At 45.4% G+C, this 18,967-nt stretch carries 17 protein-coding genes and 1 pseudogene; 10 read left to right on the forward strand and 8 right to left on the reverse strand.

What is annotated here, in order from left to right; all coding sequences use genetic code 11:
• Positions 1–347 precede the first annotated feature (347 nt).
• From MHB46_RS01180 to MHB46_RS01200, 5 genes are read right to left on the reverse strand one after another with little or no spacing between them, the layout of a single operon-like run.
• Entirely contained in the window at positions 348–1,745 is a 1,398-nt protein-coding gene (locus tag MHB46_RS01180; RefSeq protein ID WP_341161333.1) for a HAMP domain-containing sensor histidine kinase, read from the reverse strand.
• Positions 1,736–2,395 (reverse strand): response regulator transcription factor, encoded by a 660-nt coding sequence (locus MHB46_RS01185; RefSeq protein WP_068938789.1) that lies wholly within the window; start codon positions 2,393–2,395, stop codon positions 1,736–1,738. Before MHB46_RS01185 ends, MHB46_RS01180 begins: the two co-directional genes overlap by 10 nt.
• Before the next feature lie 37 nt (positions 2,396–2,432).
• Positions 2,433–3,191, reverse strand: coding sequence for a lantibiotic immunity ABC transporter MutG family permease subunit (locus tag MHB46_RS01190; protein ID WP_341161334.1), 759 nt, complete (start codon positions 3,189–3,191; stop codon positions 2,433–2,435).
• A 1-nt stretch (position 3,192) separates the two neighbouring features.
• Positions 3,193–3,924, reverse strand: a complete 732-nt coding sequence (locus MHB46_RS01195) for a lantibiotic immunity ABC transporter MutE/EpiE family permease subunit (RefSeq protein ID WP_341161335.1) — start codon at positions 3,922–3,924, stop codon at positions 3,193–3,195.
• 1 nt (position 3,925) lies between these two features.
• Positions 3,926–4,633, reverse strand: coding sequence for a lantibiotic protection ABC transporter ATP-binding protein (locus MHB46_RS01200; RefSeq protein ID WP_341161336.1), 708 nt, complete (start codon positions 4,631–4,633; stop codon positions 3,926–3,928).
• Between the two features lie 149 nt (positions 4,634–4,782).
• Here MHB46_RS01200 and MHB46_RS01205 point away from each other — a divergent pair, with 149 nt between their 5' ends.
• Positions 4,783–5,910, forward strand: a complete 1,128-nt coding sequence (locus MHB46_RS01205; protein WP_341161337.1) for an NAD(P)/FAD-dependent oxidoreductase — start codon at positions 4,783–4,785, stop codon at positions 5,908–5,910.
• A 77-nt stretch (positions 5,911–5,987) separates the two neighbouring features.
• Here the strand turns inward: MHB46_RS01205 and MHB46_RS01210 are convergent, their stop codons facing one another.
• A complete protein-coding gene (locus tag MHB46_RS01210) occupies positions 5,988–6,854 on the reverse strand; it encodes a MurR/RpiR family transcriptional regulator (protein WP_341161338.1) in 867 nt (288 codons plus the stop codon).
• Positions 6,855–7,036: 182 nt separating this feature from the next.
• On the opposite strand from MHB46_RS01210, the gene MHB46_RS01215 reads away from it, so the two are divergent.
• The 3 genes from MHB46_RS01215 to MHB46_RS01225 are packed head-to-tail and all read left to right on the forward strand — an operon-like array spanning position 7,037 to position 9,236.
• Complete coding sequence (locus tag MHB46_RS01215; protein ID WP_341161339.1) at positions 7,037–8,056, forward strand: Gfo/Idh/MocA family oxidoreductase; 1,020 nt, start codon at positions 7,037–7,039, stop codon at positions 8,054–8,056.
• A 1-nt stretch (position 8,057) separates the two neighbouring features.
• A complete protein-coding gene (locus MHB46_RS01220; RefSeq protein ID WP_341161340.1) occupies positions 8,058–9,083 on the forward strand; it encodes a Gfo/Idh/MocA family protein in 1,026 nt (341 codons plus the stop codon).
• Positions 9,084–9,107: 24 nt separating this feature from the next.
• Positions 9,108–9,236 carry a hypothetical protein gene (locus MHB46_RS01225; protein ID WP_341161341.1) on the forward strand — a complete coding sequence of 43 codons (129 nt, stop codon included), beginning with the start codon at positions 9,108–9,110 and terminating at the stop codon, positions 9,234–9,236.
• 257 nt (positions 9,237–9,493) lie between these two features.
• Here MHB46_RS01225 and MHB46_RS01230 read toward each other — a convergent pair.
• Positions 9,494–9,892 (reverse strand): annotated as a pseudogene (locus tag MHB46_RS01230) (helix-turn-helix domain-containing protein); the annotation flags it as partial.
• Positions 9,893–9,940: 48 nt separating this feature from the next.
• On the reverse strand, positions 9,941–12,175 hold the full coding sequence (locus MHB46_RS01235; protein ID WP_341161342.1) for an alpha-galactosidase: 2,235 nt from the start codon (positions 12,173–12,175) through the stop codon (positions 9,941–9,943).
• Between the two features lie 243 nt (positions 12,176–12,418).
• On the opposite strand from MHB46_RS01235, the gene MHB46_RS01240 reads away from it, so the two are divergent.
• The 6 genes from MHB46_RS01240 (at position 12,419) to MHB46_RS01265 (ending at position 18,731) form a co-directional block, all read left to right on the forward strand.
• Positions 12,419–13,258, forward strand: a complete 840-nt coding sequence (locus MHB46_RS01240; RefSeq protein WP_061828327.1) for an AraC family transcriptional regulator — start codon at positions 12,419–12,421, stop codon at positions 13,256–13,258.
• Positions 13,259–13,395: 137 nt separating this feature from the next.
• The gene (locus MHB46_RS01245) at positions 13,396–14,253 is read left to right on the forward strand and encodes a GRP family sugar transporter (protein ID WP_254328558.1); all 858 of its coding nucleotides are present in this window, start codon (positions 13,396–13,398) and stop codon (positions 14,251–14,253) included.
• Between the two features lie 95 nt (positions 14,254–14,348).
• On the forward strand, positions 14,349–15,428 hold the full coding sequence (locus tag MHB46_RS01250; protein ID WP_341163673.1) for a LacI family DNA-binding transcriptional regulator: 1,080 nt from the start codon (positions 14,349–14,351) through the stop codon (positions 15,426–15,428).
• Between the two features lie 52 nt (positions 15,429–15,480).
• Positions 15,481–16,653, forward strand: a complete 1,173-nt coding sequence (locus MHB46_RS01255) for a Gfo/Idh/MocA family protein (protein WP_341161343.1) — start codon at positions 15,481–15,483, stop codon at positions 16,651–16,653.
• A 36-nt stretch (positions 16,654–16,689) separates the two neighbouring features.
• Positions 16,690–17,418, forward strand: a complete 729-nt coding sequence (locus tag MHB46_RS01260) for a ThuA domain-containing protein (RefSeq protein WP_341161344.1) — start codon at positions 16,690–16,692, stop codon at positions 17,416–17,418.
• Positions 17,419–17,624: 206 nt separating this feature from the next.
• Complete coding sequence (locus MHB46_RS01265; protein ID WP_341161345.1) at positions 17,625–18,731, forward strand: Gfo/Idh/MocA family protein; 1,107 nt, start codon at positions 17,625–17,627, stop codon at positions 18,729–18,731.
• Positions 18,732–18,967: the final 236 nt, after the last annotated feature.

Here is an 18,967-nt window from a genome sequence, read left to right on the forward strand (position 1 = left end):
AATTTTTGCCCGGTTTGTAGTTTCAATTCAATCATATCCTTAATTTCCTGAAGTTCTTGCAGCTACTGATCTATCTTTTTTTTTGGTAATCGTAAAGCCTATCATACCATTCATTATTTGATATGTTGCTCTCATCTAATTGAAGCTGGATAATAGGTTTTAACTCCTTCACCGACATTGGTTGTGTCAGGAGTGTCTTCATTCCGATGCAAAATGATAAAACGCTACTGATATATAAATGTCAGTAGCGTTTTATATCGTTTAAGCATAGAACAAGGAAGAGGCGTATGCCTGATGAAATCGAACTAACCTAGATAGTAGATGATCTTTTTTTTAAAATTTGACGATCATATCGGTAATGACCTGAGTGGAATTTTAATACTTACCTGTCCGCCGCCTGTCTGGGTGGAGTTGGTGATGATCAGCTTTCCGCCATGTAGATTGACAATGGATTTTGTTATATACAGACCCATACCGTAATGTCCATTTATTCTTCTGGACGAGTCACCCATATAGAACTGCTCGGCGGCCTGTTTGAGGCCTTCTGGAGAGAAGCCTGGGCCTTCGTCTAAGATGCTGAACCGAATGCAGTCTTCCACAGACTCTACGGTCAGCTGGATCTCGCTATATTCAGGCGCCTGATCTACAGCATTAGAAGCAACATTCATAATGGCTCGCTCAAGTAGAACTGGGTCTGCATACAGCGTCTTAGGGAGGTTATATGCAGCGAATGCTACAGATATTTTTTTGACAGCAGCCAAGGCTATTATCTGATCTTTCACTTTCGTTAAATAGAAGTCAGCATCCATCGTTTCCGCCCGCAGGGTGACAAGCGTTTCCGCTTTTGAAATTTCAATAAGAGTCTTAATATACTGCTCCATCTGCCTGGTGCTTTCCGATATATAATCCGTATAGTTCTTTTGTTCTTCGGACTGATCGGTCTCGGACAGCAGCTCTACGTTTCCACGAACGATAGTGAGTGGTGTTTTGACATCGTGTGCCAGGGCGGATATTTGCTCGCGACGTGATCTTTCCAGATTCCACTGTTTGTGAAGCGAAGTCTTTAACGTTTCTTTCATTTTATCCATGGAATGCAGCACCTGATCGATCTCCATCACGCCACTGAATTCGATTGAGAAGTCCAGATCCTGTGCTTGAATTTGCTTGGTGGCCTGCTGCAACCCACTCATCTTACGTGCCAGCTTTCGTCCGAAGGAGGAAGCCAGCAAGGCACCTCCCCCCAGAAAGGCGATACAGAACACGGCAAAAAAGGACAATTCCGCGTTCGGCAGGTATTGACGCAGGATAGGAAGTTCAAACTGAGCCGAGACAGAATAGCGCATCACAGTAACTTTATCATTATGTGAGACTTTTACATAGTTATAGGGAAATTGATAAGCAGTATCGTTCTGCTGCGTAACACTCCAAGCAGTTTGAGCCTGCTTTTCAGAAAGGTTTCCCTCATTGAGGCGGCCTTCCGAAGTGAATGATGCGTATTTATACAGTTTCTGCCGAGAATCCGGCTGTAGGGTCTTGCCAGCTTCAATGATTGTCTTGTCCTCCCGCACCTGATTCTCAGCATAGTTCGCGGGGAGAATGGTCCCACAAGACATCAGGACATAGAAGATGAGAACCAGGAACAGAGCGAGCGCAATCGTCCCGATACAGAACATAACTAAATAACCCAGAAAAATGGTTCGTAGTTTGGTTGTCTTGCATGTTTGCTGTACTTTGGTTACTTCCATCGGTACCCGATCCCCCAAACCGTCTCCACTGGCGAAACCTCTACTTTGCCAAGCTTAGCTCGGATATTTTTAATATGCTCCACGATGGTGGCGGAATCGCTGTCCCCATCCAAGCCGAAGACAGCTTCGTAAATCTGCTCTTTAGGGAACACCTGTCCCCAGTTCAGGGCTAGAAACTTACATATCTCATATTCGCTTTTGGTAAACGGGACTACAACATTCTGAACGGTGATTTCCTTGCCGGACAGATTGAAATGAACTTCCCCGATGCAGAATACATTACGCCGTTCACGATTCTCCCGTCTGAGATGGGCGTTGATTCTTGCACGCAACTCTCCAGCACCAAACGGCTTGACAATATAATCGTCCGCCCCTTCCCCAAGCCCTAACATCACATCGTTCTCCATGGATTTTGCGGTGAGGAACAGGATCGGGCAGTCTATTTTGCTGCGAATTTCCCGACAGAGTGTGAACCCGTCCATGGTAGGCATCATCACGTCAAGCAGGATGAGGTCAAAGGCTCCAAGCTGCATGGTGAGAACCTGTGGGGAGTCGGAGACCACCGTGACAACATGGCCATCTTTCTGCAAAATATTTTGAAGGAGTGCCAAAACGGCGGGTTCATCATCAACGGCCAACAAGTTTGCCATGCTTAATTCACTTCCCTTGCTTTCTTTACTCTAGTCTTTATTCCGACGAATTGTGTCCTTCCCAACGACAAATCCATAATCCTAATAATACCATGATGACTACGGTCCCTACTACGCAATATCTGACTCCCGAATTAAGCCGTATAGCTTCAGGAATAGATACTGCTGAGTTTATACCGTATTGCACCCAGATCGTGATGAACCGGGCAGCCCAAGCAGAAGGGATGAATATCCAATTATGATCCCCCAGCCCTGTAAGAAGCAAAGCGGACAATAGACTCTCCATAATGCCTAGACCGATGGAAGCTCCCTTGCCGAACCGCAAACTAATGAAAAAATGCAGAAAATAGAGGAATACACTGGACATAAACAGAATGCAGGCAGCCAACACATAAAACTTCAAGCCATACGGTGACTCTCTCATAAGATATATATAGCCAGCCCCAAAGCCACCGGAGGCAAGCAGCACACTGCCAAATCCCAAGATCAGGAGCAGGCTGAGCTTGCTCAGGAAAGGTAGCAGCTTCACTGGCGAGATCAATAGCTGCTGGAAATTGCCAGCGACTGCCTCCTGCTCAACAGCAATGGAGCAGACAATACCAATCATGGTAGGAAGAACTACGGCCAAGACCTGCAAATAGCCGTCCACCTTTGAAATCGGTGAATATGGAGTAAAGGAATAGTAGGCTAGAAAGATTGCTATGCCTAAAAGCGGCACAAACAGCTGCACAAGCAGTAAGGGCTGCCTTCTAAGTTTAAGCACATCGGATTTCAGATAGCGGAAAAAAGAAATCATCTTATTTAGCCTCCCGCTTGCGGAAGGACATCGCCGTCAGTATCGACAGAATTATAAACAGGCAGATTGTGATCACTAGGCCGGGCACAATCACGCCTTTATCCAAAAGCGGATCTCCTGAAGGAACGGTAAGCCCATTAGGTAGCACTTTAATGACGGCGCACATTAATCGGGCTGGAATAGCATAAGGGACCGCCCACCACACAGAGGACGTAGCGAACAAAATGGTGCAAGATACGTTGCCCAGCATGTTAATAATTAGAGTGGCAAACATGCCTATTCGGTCCGTCAGGAACAGGCAAAGTGGAACTTGCCACAAAAAGGTGATGAAGAGGATTAGAGTTGCAGCAACGCTTCCTGCTAGTGTCACGGAAGTTGAGAATACGAATCCGCCAAGAGTTATCCCTATAAATAGGACAATAAAGGAAACCATTAAGAGTCTTACGCAAACCCCGATTTTACCGTACCATACCTGAGCCAAATCTACAGCCATGCCGAGGACAGCACGGTATTTCAGCTTCTTGCCATCCTTTTGGATCACTCCTGAGCACATTAAGGTGAGAGTACCTGGCAGCAGCATGAAATACCACCAATTGTAGCTGGCGCTTTGGAGCATACGTCCCCCCATGAGTACGGTACACAGAAGAAGAGTAGCGATGGGGGCAAGCCAGACCAACTTTTTTGTGAAGGTACGCTTTAATTTTAGATGTTCGGCGGCTATATATTGCTGCATCCTACTCATCCCCTTTTCGGTATTCCTGTGCAATCTGCATGAACAACGATTCCAGGTTTTGCCCTGGAGTGACCGCCTCTTGATAAGCTAATACGCCGCCGGCAATGATACCGACATGGTCAACGATTTGTTCGACTTCGGATAAAATATGGCTGGAAAGAATTACGGTAATTCCTTGCTTCGGGAAGGAGCGAACCAACTCGCGTTGCTCCTGAATACCAATGGGGTCTAGTCCGTTGGTTGGCTCATCTAAGATCAATAGCTTGGGATGATTGAGGAGAGCAATGGCAATGCCCAGCCGCTGTTTCATACCCATCGAGAACTGGCCCGAGCGCTTTTTCCCGGTATGGGTCAAATCAACCATGTTCAGCACTTCATCAATCTGCGAATCAGGCAATCCCAGCAACGTTGTACGAACTTTGAGGTTCTCTCTAGCTGTCAAATTCTCATAGAGTGGAGGGGATTCGATCAGTGCGCCGATCTGAGCAAGATCTTTTCGGGACCAGGGTTTTCCTTGAAATAAAATCTCACCGGATGTCGGGCGTAGCATACCGGTTAACATTTTCAAGGTGGTTGATTTTCCAGCCCCATTTGGGCCAAGTAGTCCATAGACGGAATTCTCCTGAATAGACAGTGTGACGTTGTTCACCGCCTGTTGTCGTCCGAAAGTTTTGCAGAGATTTTTAGTCTGTAAAATAATGTTATCCATATCAGTTCATCCTTTTCATTTGTTCTGACAACTACTTTAAAGATCAATTCTAAGAACTTTATAAGGATTTAAAATATTAATTTCAAACTTTATGCAATCATGCACTATTCGCTATAATGGATACAGTGATGTAGGAAAGGGATGTAATCATGAAGAAGGTCATCGTAATCGGATCAGGAATTCTGGGGGCATCGACAGCATACCATCTAGCAAAAATGGGTGCTAATGTCATTATTGTAGATCGTAAAGATAAAGGACAGGCTACTGATGCCGCTGCTGGCATTATCTGTCCCTGGCTATCACAGCGACGCAATCAGGCTTGGTACCAGCTAGCCAAAGCGGGAGCGCGTTTTTACCCTGGGTTGATTGAAGAACTCAAAAGCGAGGGAGAAACAGAAACTGGCTATGCTAAAGTGGGGGCTCTCAGTATTCATGATGATTTGGAGAAAATCAAAAAAATGGAGGAGCGGGCACACTTACGACAAGCGGATGCACCGGAAATCGGTGAAATTACCCGGCTAAATGAAAAAGAAACCCATGAACGGTTTCCATTGTTAGTAGAAGGTTATCATTCTGTTCATATTAGCGGTGCCGCCCGAATAGATGGGCGTGCGCTGCGGGATGCGTTGGTCCGATCAGCACAAAAAAACGGGGCGGTCCTTATACAAGGAAATGCTACGCTTCAATATGAGTCCGACCATATAACGGGAGTAGTGGTCGGTGCACGAAGCTTCTCGTCTGACAAGGTCATTGTTTGTGCAGGTGCATGGGCAAATCAACTACTGTTGCCTTTGGGCATTCATTTTAAGGTTAGTTATCAAAAAGCACAAATTATGCATTTGCAGGTTCCTAATAGGCAAGACACAGGCACTTGGCCTGTAGTCATACCGCCTTCTGATCAATATCTGCTGGCTTTTGATAAACAGAAGATCGTAATAGGGGCGACTCACGAAAATGAAATCGAAGGTTACGATACGAGAGTAACAGCAGGGGGGATGCAGGAAATTCTGGATAAAGGTTTAGAATTGGCCCCTGATTTAGCAAACAGCACTTTTCAGGAGGTAAGAGTTGGTTTCCGTCCTTTTACACCCGGTTTTCTACCGGTGATCGGAGCTGTTCCAGGCTGGGATGGTCTTATAGCGGCAAATGGGCTTGGAGCATCCGGGTTGACCATGGGCCCCTTTATTGGAAATCAGCTGGCAAAGTTGGCACTTGGAATGAATTTAGATATCGATATCAATGATTATGATATTCGAAAAGCAATAGATGAAAGTTGATTCTTGACTGAGGAGAACAATATATATACTGAAAAAGTCGCCATATTGGCGACTTTTTGTTTTAGTGCATATTCATTTTATACGTCATTCATCATGTCATTGAGATGCGAATTCTCCAACGATTGTGTTAGGGTTTGCATGTTTTTCAAGTAGTCGATTTTATAGATACAGGAATAGATCACATTTAATACATAGTCAAAAGCAATTTGCGACGAAAATGTACCAATCTTGGCATGTTTTACTTCGTCATTAGGCACCTGGATACAGATATTACTGAGTTTGGCTAATTCACTTTGATTGGTTGCTGTAATTGTGATAAAAGGGATATTTTCATGTGCGAAATGCCGTGCTGCTTTTAAAAAAATCGGCGACTTTCCGTGGTAAGTTAAAAACACAGCGCAGTCCTGTGTCGTAAGATTAGCCGTATGGTAAGCCCATTCAGACAGCTCCGTAGCTATAACCACATACTTGTTTATTTTTACTAATTTATTTTGGAAACTTTTCGCACGGATTTGTGAATCGCCCAACGCATATATAAAGATCCTTTTCGCTTGATCCAGCAATAGGGCTGTTTGCGACAATGAATCATCATCCATGAATGTAAAGTTTTTTTCAATCGTTTCTTTCATTAATTCTGCAATTTCTTTCGCCACTTGAAGTGGGGATTCATCATAACCGAAGGGATAGTTGGGGTCTACATTGGAAATGTTCTGGGTGTTCTGCTGAAACTCCCGAGCAAGTTTGATTATAAACTCCTTGAAGCCTGATAGCCCAAGTTTATGTGTTAATCGATTAATTGCGGAATGCGAAGTATACGTTGCCTTTGCAAGCTCCTGAATATTTAAGTGCAGGATACTTTCCTTATGAAGCAAAATATAGGATGCAATGCTTTTTTCGTTTGGTGTAAAGTTTTGCATTTCTGATAATTGTATTAGTATTTTCAACAGGTTCACCCCGGCTCAATTGAATAAAACGTTCGAAAAATAATATGAAATAAACATTTTGTTTAAAAATAAACAACCATTTTTAAAAATAATCGGTTGAATGTACCATTTTGGTGGCGAATCCTTTACGATCAACGTTCTTCTTTTATAATAAATGAAAAAGAGCCTAAGGGGGAAATAATATGCTTACCATTGGTTATATTGGAAATGGGAAAAGCACGAACCGTTATCATCTTCCTTTTTCATTGAACAGAGCTGAATTGAAAGTGAAGACGATATATGCCCGTAATCTAGATAAAAGGGAGTGGAAAAAAATCCCTGAAGTGCTGTATACAGATAATATAGAATCTTTAATGAACGATAAGGAGATTCAGTTGATTGTTATCTGTACACCTGTAGAATCCCACTACTCTTATGCGAAAATGGCGCTAGACCACGGGAAAAATGTACTTGTTGAGAAACCTTTTATGTTAACCAAAGAAGAAGCCGTGTCGATCTTCCAATATGCTAAAGAGAAAAATCTGGTTATACAATGCTATCAGAATAGACGTTACGATTCGGATTTCCTCACTACCCAGAAGGTTATTGAATCAGGAAAGCTTGGAGATTTACTGGAGGTGGAGATGCATTACGATTATTATCGCCCTGAGATCCCGAACTCCACTTCTCATTTTTCCAGATATAACAGTTACCTATATGGACATGGCGTTCATACCATTGACCAGGTTCTTTCCTATTTTGGGAAGCCGGACACAATCCATTATGATGTTCGTCAATTGCTGGGTACTGGGAGAATGAATGATTACTTTGATCTGGATTTTTATTATCCCTCGCTCAAGGTATCCATCAAATCCAGCTTTTTTCGCTTAAAAGAGCGGCCGGGTTTTGTTGTATACGGCAAAAAAGGCGTTTTTTTAAAGCAAACGAAGGATCGTCAGGAGGAGCATCTGAAATTATACTATCTGCCTAAGGGACACCCCGATTTCGGCATCGACCAGCCCGAGCATTACGGCATCTTAACATATCTGGATGATAAAGGCGAGTATCATGAAGAAAAAGTCGTTTCTGAAAAGGGAGACTATGCTCGAGTATATGACGATATCTATCAGTCGATCGTACTTGGTAAAGAAAAAGTGATTAAAGACGAAGAGACGATAATTTGTATGGAAATACTTGAAAAAGGTATAGAGGAGTGCAACTAAAATGAAGTTGGGAATTGTCGGAGCAGGGATGATCGTAGGGGATCTATTGAGCTTTATTCAGGATATCCCGACTATTTTATTAAAGGCAATTTGTTCTAGACCTAGTCATGAGGAAAAATTACTGGATTGGCAACATAGATATGGAATCTCTCAGATTTATTCGGATTACAGCGAGATGCTGATGAATCGTGAAGTGGATACAGTTTATATCGGGCTGCCTAATCATCTTCATTATTCATATGCCAAAGAAGCATTATTGAGTGGCAAACATGTCATTTGTGAGAAGCCGTTTACTTCCAATTTGCAAGAATTCCTAGAGCTAAAAGAAATTGCTCAGCAAAGAAAACTGATATTGGTGGAAGCCATAACAAATCAATATTTGAAAAATTATTTGTCCATGAAGGAGTATCTACCTAAACTGGGTGAGATCAAAATCGTTGAATGCAACTATTCTCAATACTCATCTCGGTATGAAGCCTTCAAAGCGGGGATAATCCAGCCTGCGTTTAATCCAGAAATGTCTGGTGGAGCCTTGATGGATATTAATTTATATAATATTCATTTTGTTGTTGGATTCTTCGGGAGCCCTAAGAAAGTGGAGTATTGGGCGAACATGGAGCGTGGAATTGATACTTCAGGTATGCTGCTGCTTGATTACGGTGATTTCAAGTGTGTCTGCATAGGTTCAAAAGATAGTACGGCCCCCAATGCCGTGAACATTCAAGGCAATAAGGGCCATATACACATGGCAAGTTCAGCTAATATATGCGACTACTTTGATTACACTGCAAATAAGGAAACGCCAATTCGGGTGGACTTTAAAGATCATTCGCATCGAATGTATGACGAATTCGTTGAATTTGACCGTATCATCCGAGAAAACGATTTGGAAAAAGTTTCGGATATGCTTGAACATAGTGAAAAGGTCATGAAGGTCATCGAGGAGGCCAAGCAGTCCGCCAATCTTGTATTTGGCCCTGATCCACTTTCACTGTGTTCAACCCCTAAATTTCTATATGATAATTGAATGTTTTAACTTATATGTCTATTAATGAAGAAATCAAGCGTATTTATCAATATCAATGGCAAGCATTCTGTATCAGCCATCTCTGCCAAGGAGGAGCGGGTACGCTTTGAATTGATCCAGCTGATGCACAACCTGGTCAAACGTCAGGTGTGAGGTAGAAATCCTGCCTTTTGCTGCTTCCGAGTAGATCGGGGCCATTTCGTACAGCCCTCTCCCGCGCCTGCTACAGACCGGGGTGAGACGCTGCTGCCGAATTGGGCTTGAAGACCGAAGACCGCCTAAATAATGTTGGGGAATTCGTCGGCGTTCCAGGTTTAATAGGAAACTCGCTGCGAAGTTAAACGAAGCATACCGAAAAAGGGACGGCCCAAGGCCGTCCTTTTTTCTTCTTCACCGATCGGTCCAGATACTCAGTCATTCATGACCTGGTCGTATTTTTCTTTCAATCGCTTAATGTCCGCTCTTGGAGGAGCCCCAAACATTCGGGAGTATTCGCGGCTGAATTGGGAGGAACTCTCGTATCCGACCCTGAAAGCGACGTCTGCGGCGTCCGCCGATTCAGCTAATAAGAGACGGCGGGCTTCCTGGAGTCTCAGCTGTTTTTGGAACTGAATTGGGCTCATGGCGGTTACCTCTTTAAAATGCCGATGGAACGAAGAAACACTCATGCTGGCGGTGTCTGCAAGATCTTCGATCCGAAAAGACTGGTCCCAATTCCGGACGATATAGTCAATAGCATCTCGGATTCGATAGGTGCTGCTTCCTTCGACTGCAATCTGAGCCAATTCGACGCCATAAGGTCCCTGCACTGGAGAAAAGAACGGGTCTTTGATCTAATTCTTCAAGTCATAATCCAATCATGAGGAAATCTCTTTTGTTAAAGTAAATAATTGAGATGAGAAATCGTATTTCTCCGCAATATTAAAATCCTGTCCCGCCTTATGAGGCGGAGTGAGTATAAGTCCAATGTTCATTAACTCGCTGCCGGTAAAACGTTGGCCCAGCTCTTCCACAAAATATACTGCCATTTCGTCCAGCCCGACTAGCTTTAGTCGTAAATAAGCTTGATTCGGACGCGAGAGCACCTGGTACCAACCGACGAGAGCATGCTCACATTCTGCATCAATGACCATCCAGGCAGTCTCATTTTTTTCAAAGGGACTTAGCAGACGATAAAAGGTTCCCTGTGTAATTAATCGTCGGTGACGTTTATACACTTGTATTTGTTTTTTAATTACATCGCATTCTTCTTCGGACAAAGCCAATGGGTCAAGTTCATAACCGAATATACCAAAGTAGGCGACATTGGATCTGGTTTGCAGCGGTGCGGTTCTGCCTACCTGGTGGTTCGGGATGGTTGACACATGAGCACCCATGCTGCTAAGCGGATAGGCCATGGAAGTGCCATACTGAATCTTCAGACGTTCTATAGCCTCACTATCGTCGCTTGTCCATGTTTGCGGAGCATAATAAAGCATCCCTGGATCAAACCGTCCTCCACCGGAAGCACAGGACTCAAACAAAATCTCAGGGTGTTCGGTAATCAGTTTCTCATATAAAGCATATACACCCAAGACATAGCGGTGAAAAAATTCGCCCTGTCTTTCCTTGCCCAGAGATAACGAATAGGCTTCTGAAATACAGCGATTCATATCCCATTTTACGTATTCGATCTGAGCAGAAGAGAGCACGTCATCCATTAACTTAAACAGGTAATCCACAACAGACGGTTGGGAATAATCAAGAACATATTGATGGCGTCCATGCTTGCGTTGACGGCCGGGTGTTCCCACAACCCAGTCTGGATGCTCCCTCATAATATGAGAGTCGGAGTTAACCATTTCCGGCTCGAACCAAAGACCAAATTTCATCCCGAGCGCATTGATCTTCTTTGCCAAATTCGAGATCCCGTCCGGTAGCTTTTCAGGATTTTCAAACCAGTCGCCGAGGGAAGAGGTATCATTGTTTCTTCGACCGAACCATCCGTCATCCAAGACAAAGAGTTCAATCCCCAGTTCACCTGCTTTTTTTGCCATATCAACTATTTTCTGCTCACTAAAATCAAAATAGGTCCCCTCCCAGTTATTGATCAATACAGGTCGTTCCCGCTCGGTCCACCTGCTGCGAATTAAGTGTTTATTGTACAGGCTATGGTATGCTTGGCTCATGCCATTTAAACCGCTTTCAGAATAGACCAGAACTGCTTCAGGCGAATAAAAACATTCTCCTGGCTTCAGGGTCCAGCAGAATTTGTCAGGATGAATGCCAATCATCAATCGGGTAGTTGAATAGCTGTCCACTTCCGCCTGAGCAAGAAAGTTCCCGCTGTAAACGAGATTAACCGCATACACTTCTCCTTGGTGTTCCTGTGATCCGGGTTTGGCAAGCGCCAGAAATGGGTTGTGAACATGACTACTAATTCCTCGAGTGCTCCCAATCGACTGTAGCCCAGGTCTCAATGGTGTACGCTCCACATGACGTTCCCTACCCCAAGCCCCTGATAAATGAATAATTTCATATTCGGAGTCAGGGAGATCAAGACTCAGGCTCATTAGACGGTTGACTCTTAGGGGATTATTCCCGGAATTCATTATGGATACGGATCTCGTGATCACGGGCAGTTCGCTGAAGATGGTGTAAGCAAGCACGGCCACCGCTCCTGTAAGAGAATCGGTCAGCGTTATGAGGAGTGTCTCTGCTTCATGTGCTTCCTTACAAAACGTAGCTGGAAGATGGGGGATTTTAGGCTTCTCAGTGATTACCTCGTAACGGTCATAAGTGAACTCCATTATATGAGATCCATCCTCCTGTATGATCTCAATTGCTGGCTCTCGAAAGTCTCCACTTCCCGCAGAAGGAAATTCCTGCTTAATACTTTCCAACGATGTCACCAAGTCACTATCAAACTCACCGACAGACACGGGACGGTAACTTCGCTCGATAAAACGGTTATATTGACCCAGGTACTCTATTTTTTTGCCGTAATATAAATGCTCCAATTGCCCGTTCTCCATGACACGGAAAAGATAACTGCAGTATTTGTTCGTTAAGTGAAATGTCCGTTCCTTTTGGTTAACTTGTAGACTAGCCATGTACATAGCCCCTTTCAAAATATGTCGAACCACTTGAAAGCGTTATTATTGAATCAGCATAACAAAGGTAGTGATAGAAAATACATGACTTTTTTTAAGTCGAATATAGGAAAAACAAAGAACCTTACAAAAAACTATAGTTTAGAGCTAAACCTTTTCTGGATATTTGTCATCCTTAACTTATGCTATACTGATAAATTAACAAGCATAGGTTCTTTATTTGGGAAAGTGGGGAGGATGCCAATGGGCGAGAATATGATTCAATATGTTGATACGTATACCAGTTCAGAGCATAAAAATATATCAGATTTGATTTTATATAACTGTGGCACAGAGCTCTGCTTATCCAATCAGGATTTTGGACCCATCGCCCGCGATTTTAATCTGGTTCATTTTGTGCTAAAAGGACGAGGTAAGTTGGTGATTGACAACAAAAATTACGATATAGGAGAAGGACAGGCTTTTTTAATTCCGGCCAATAGGGTAGCTTATTACCAGGCGGATGAAGCCGAGCCTTGGGAGTACTGTTGGGTCGGCTTTATGGGCATTAAATCCGACATCTACCTGCAGAACATATCACTTCCAAGCCAGAACCCTTATGTAATCGATATTGAAGATATTACGTTCTTTCATTCCACGATTCTTGAGATGTTGCGGATCGGAGATAACACACTTTCTTCATCGTTGGCTATACAGGGGTATTTATTCCATATTCTCGCCAAACTTGTGCACGACTTGGGAGAAACGATGTCGGTAAAGGAGCAGCTTCCTTATTCGGTTCAAGCGATAAACTTTATTGAGAAAAACTACATCAGCGGCATCCAGATTAGTGAAGTAGCGGAGTACCTCGGTCTACATCAGAATTATCTGACCTCCGTTTTCAAACTTGAGACTGGTGAAACGCCTAAACAATATCTGATAGACCTCAGGATTAAAAAAGCGTGCGAACTGCTGCAACATACAGACTATTCGATTCAGGTCATATCCAATTCGGTCGGCTATACCGATCAATTGACCTTTTCGCGAGCTTTTAGAAATGTAATGAGTATATCTCCCAGTGCGTATAGAAAACAATTTCTTTGATTTTGCTATATTAATCTATAAAAATATTTGTATTTAGAAGCGGTTTTTTTTGCTATCGTAAAACTGTAGATTTTTTCCTGCATGGCATATTTAACAATTGTAGGAAGAGTACTTTTTACGGGAGGAGAATTCCGCACGTGGATTTCATTATTGCTTTTATTCCAGCCGTTGGCTGGGGAGTTATGCCGATATTGGCACATATAACAAAAGCCAGTCCCCGAGAACAGCTGACAGGTACCGTGATTGGTGCTGTGCTGTTTGCCCTGTGCTTGTATATCATTCACCCTACCTCATTAGCACCGATTCATTTTGTGGTAAGTTTTATATCTGGTATTTTCTGGGCTGCTGGACAATTGCTTCAGTTTCAAGCTTTTCAAAAAGTAAGCGTATCGATCGCCATTCCTGTGATTTGTGGTCTGCAGTTGATAGGGACGACGCTATTTGCCGCACTTATTTTGGGTGAATGGATAACAGGGTACCAATATGGGATAGGCGTTGGTTCTCTTCTGTGTATATTGGCAGGGGTTCTGTTAACCAGCTATCAGGGCAAGTCTGCTGGGTTGTCCAAGCCTTTGCCGGTACCCATTATCATAATGTTGGTTTGCTCGGGGTTAGCGTTAAGTAGTTATGTCGTTATTAATCAGTTCTTTCATATATCGGGACTATCCGTCATTCTGCCGCAATCGCTCGGTATGCTATGCTCAGCCATGGTCATGAACCTGAAGGGGAAAAAGCGGCTACGATTCTCTCTGGTGGTTCACAATTTACCTACAGGATTGGTTTGGAGCATCGCGAATCTAGCATTATTTATTTCCAACGGGCTGATCGGCATGGCGGCTAGTTTTCCGATCTCTCAAGCGAGCATTGCCATTGCTTGTGTTGGCAGCATTTTAATATTTAAGGAAAAGAAGAGTCCAAAGGAATGGATAGGCATACTTGCGGGAATTACAGTACTTATGATTGGAGTAGGAATGATTAGCTTGCTCAAGCCTTAAGGAATCGAGACCCTTTCCTTTGAGTAACGAAAAGAGCTTATCCATCCACGGGGTACGCTTTTTGGGGATTGACAGAGATATGGCTGCATGAGAAAATGTACGCGCGTACACAAAATGATTTGGAGGTGGGTAATATCGTTTCGCGCAAGGAAGTAGCAGAACTTTCCGGCGTGTCTGAAGCGACGGTATCTCGGGTCTTGAATGCAGTAGGTCCTATCAAAGAGGATACGCGGAGAAGGGTTCTGGACGCAGCTAATCAGCTTGGATATGTACCCAGTGCGCTGGCTCGTAACTTTGCCCGAAGTAAGAGTGGCCATCTTGGTGTAGTTATGCCTTATGTCCCGAAGGCGCACCTGTTCTCAGCCTATTTTTTCTCTGAGATGCTGAGCGGTATCGGAAACAAGGCCAGAGACAGCGGGCTCGATCTGCTTCTATTGTTCCGAAAGCCGGGGGAACGGATTGATTACAGTAGTCTTTTCCGCCAGCAAAGAATCGATACCTGTATCATCCTTGGAGCCAGGGATGACCACGATGAGGAGGAAGCTCTAAAGAGACTTCAGGAAGAAGGACGTCCGTTCTGCGTCATGAATCACCATTTTGAAGGGCAATCATTCTGTGAAGTGGATGCAGACCATGTAGAAGGCAGCCGGGCGGCTGTAAGTCACCTCATCGAGCAGGGATACAAGCGGATTGCCTTTCTCAACGGCCCGGACATCTATTCCAACAGTACTGAGCGATTGAAGGGTTACCGTAACGCGCTTCAGGAGGCCGGTATTGAATATGACCACGATCTACTTCTGGAAGGTAATTACAGCCGTCGAAGCGGGCTCGAAGCCTCAGCTACAATCGCAGACAAATTGAATGATATTGATGCTGTATTTGCGGCGAACGACCGGATGGCCCTCGGGGTAATGCAGGGTCTCCGTGAGCGCGGACTGGCAGCAGACCGGTTTCCGGCGTTTGTAGGCTATGACGATTCGGATGCGGCTGAGATGGCTGTTCCGCCGCTTAGCAGTGTCCGCGTACCTTTTTATGAGATGGGGGAGCTTGCAGCCTCGAAGCTTATACCCGATTCTCTGAATCTTATTCCAGCCCTGGAACTAACCGGGCGCGACTCGATAAGAGAACTCCTGTCCACAGAGCTGATTATCAGGGCGTCATCCATTCGTCCATAACATCATTCGTCAAAAATTCGTTGAAACTCAGACCCATAAGGAGGATCACGACATGTCTAATCGTCTTCGTATCGGAATGGTTGGCTACAAATTTATGGGCAAGGCTCACAGCAACGCTTACCGTAGTCTACCCATGTTCTTCCCAGATGCCCCGCTGCAGCCAGAGATGTCCGTTATCTGTGGACGCAACGAGCAGGGGGTTCAGGCAGCTGCCCGCCAGTACGGCTGGACCGAAAGTGTTACGGATTGGCGTGATCTAGTGAAACGTAACGATATTGACCTCATTGACATTAACGCCCCGAGTAATGCCCATAAGGAAATTGTCGTTGAGGCAGCCCTTCATGGCAAGCATCTATTCTGTGAGAAGCCACTTGCGCTCTCGCTGGCGGATTCACGTGACATGCTGCAGGTAGCAGAGGAAGCAGGGGTCAGACATATGGTAGGCTTCAACTATCGTTTTTCTCCGGCTGTCCAGCTGGCTAAGCAGCTAGTCGAGAGCGAACGCCTAGGCAAAATTTATCATTTCCGTGCCTTCTTCCTTCAAGACTGGATCATGGACCCGTCCTTCCCCCTGGTATGGCGGCTGCAAAAAGAAGTGGCCGGTTCTGGCTCTCATGGTGATCTTGGCGCCCATCTGATTGATCTCGCTCGCTTCTTGGTCGGCGAGTTCCATGAAGTGATCGGCATGAGCGAGACATTCATCAAACAGCGCCCGTTGGCTTTGGAGATGAGCGGGTTGAGCTCCAAAAGGAGTACTGAAGCAAATGCTCCGATGGGAGAAGTGACAGTCGATGATGCCACGTTGTTCCTGGCACGCTTCGCCGGAGGTGCGCTGGGCAGCTTCGAGGCCACACGTTTTGCTGCCGGACATCGGAGCACAAATTCATTCGAGATCAACGGTAGCCTAGGCAGTGTGCGGTTTGACTTTGAACGAATGAACGAACTGGAAGTGTATTTCACACAGGATGAGGAGGACGTTCAGGGCTTTCGCCGCGTACTCGCCACCGATCCGGCACACAAGTACTCCGAAGCCTGGTGGCCTCCAGGACATACGATTGGATTCGAACATACCTTCACCCATGAGATGCTTGAGATGTTGAGTGCCATCTCTGAAGGACGGCAACCGTCGCCGAACTTCCACGACGGTGTTGCTTGTCAGGCTGTGCTTGAAGCGGTAGAACGATCCATAGAGGAACGCCGCTGGGTATCCATTGAAGAAATGTAGTATAACAATACATTCCGAAAGGTGAGTGGATTACAGATGCGCAAGGCACTGATTGTATGGGGTGGATGGAACGGACATGAGCCGGAGCAGGTGGCGGCCATTTTTGAACGCATTTTGAAGGAAGAGCAGTTCGAGGTGGAAGTGTCTAATACCCTGGAAGCCTACCAGGATGCTGAGAAACTGCTTGACCTGGACCTGATCGTTCCAATGTGGACCATGGGACAGATTGAGCAGGAACTGGTCAATAATGTCTCAGCTGCGGTTCAAAGCGGCGTAGGTCTCACAGGCTGCCATGGCGGCATGTGTGATGCCTTCCGGAACAATGTGGACTGGCAGTTTATGACAGGCGGGCAATGGGTTGCGCATCCCGGCAATGACGGCGTAGAGTACATGGTGAACATGAAGCGCGGCTCCAGCCCACTTCTAGACCATATTGAGGATTTTCAGGTCAAAAGCGAGCAGTATTACCTCCACGTAGACCCGGCAGTTGAAGTGCTGGCAACCACACGCTTTCCGATCGTACCAGGCCCTCATTCAGCCAATGGGCCAGTGGATATGCCCGTTGTATGGACGAAGCGCTGGGGGAACGGCCGCGTCTTCTACAATTCGCTGGGCCATCACGCAGATATCATAGATATGCCTCAAGTGACCGAGATGATGCGCAGCGGGTTTCTGTGGGCAGCAGCAGGCAAACAGGCGGTGGCCAGCCGGGGCAGCTCTCTGGCAGAGGCTTATACAGGCATGACAGACAACCAACATCATTAGCGTGTATTCTTATGCAATGATGTCCCGATTGAATACGTATTTCCAGTCTCCATTTGATTGATACATTGATGATTTGTAATTTTACAAATATATAACAATCAGAACAAATGGGATTGTTTATAAGCCCCGTTCAGCGACAGGATGGTATCCAATGTAACAAAAGAATGCCATTATCCATTTTTTCTGAAGAAGAAGGGAGTCTAGGCATGAACAAAATGAAAGTAGGCATTATCGGGTGTGGTAAAATTAGCGGAATTTACATGGAAAATTGCCATCGTTTCGACATTCTGGAGCTGTACGCAGTAGCGGATCTGGACCAAGGTCGGGCAGAGGAGCAGGCGGTAGCGTTCAACGTTCCGCATGTATATTCGGTAGATGAGATTTTGGCTGATCCGGAGATCGAACTCATCATTAATTTGACCATTCCGGGCGTTCACGCCGACGTATGTCTCAGAGCTCTTGAGGCAGGCAAGCATGTCTATGTGGAGAAGCCACTTGCCGTCACCCGCGAGCAGGGGCAGGCTGTCTTGGATCTTGCTCATCAAACGGGACTGCTTGTCGGCTGCGCACCAGAGACCTTCTTCGGTTCCGGTATACAGACATCATTGAAGCTGATTGAAGACGGAGTCATCGGGAGTCCGGTAGCCGCTACGGCTTTCATGATGAGCCGTGGACATGAACATTGGCATCCTGATCCTGAATTTTATTATGCAGTCGGCGGCGGTCCAATGTTTGATATGGGCCCTTATTATTTGACGGCTCTGGTGCAATTGCTGGGTCCAGTTGCTGTCATTTCGGGCATGACAGGCAAGGCGATAGATCAGCGAACGATTACGAGCGAGAAAAAGAGAGGTCAGACCATCCCGGTCGATATACCGACCCATGTGGCCGGATTGCTGCGCTTCAAGCAGGGGGCTGTCGGCACCCTAATTACTAGCTTTGACATCTTTGGTGGAAGCACTCTGCCACCGATCGAGGTATACGGCACTCAGGGCACGCTACAAGTGCCTGACCCGAACACGTTCGGAGGGCCAGTTCGCTACAGACTGCTGGGCGAGCAAGAATGGACAGAGGTACCGCTGTTGTCGGGCTACCAGGAAAACACACGGGGCATCGGTGTTGCCGATATGGCCTACGCTATCCGCAGCGGACGGCCTCACCGCGCCAGTGGTGAATTGGCTTATCATGTGCTGGAGGCGATGTGGGCGTTCCACGATTCCTCCGATCAGCAAACCTTCTATCCAATGCAGAGCACATGTCTGCGCCCGGCGGCTTTACCGGAAAACCTGCCCTTGTATACGTTAGATGCGTAAACTAATGTAAATTTTACATCCCGCTTTGAACGTTCATTACTACTGAAAAGAAGACTTCAGCTCCGTTTTGACCGCGGCTTTGGAGTCTTCTTAGTTCATTTTCAGGAAGAATCTTAATTTCAGACATAAAATCATTCTTTACCGATCATTCTAAATATGTTATATTGTTAGCGTAGGAGGAATACACGGATAAGAAGCCAAGAGTTATGAGGAGTGGTGTGAGATCTTGCCGTGGA

Source organism: Paenibacillus sp. FSL H7-0703, from assembly GCF_038003485.1.
Classification (GTDB): domain Bacteria; phylum Bacillota; class Bacilli; order Paenibacillales; family Paenibacillaceae; genus Paenibacillus; species Paenibacillus polymyxa_B.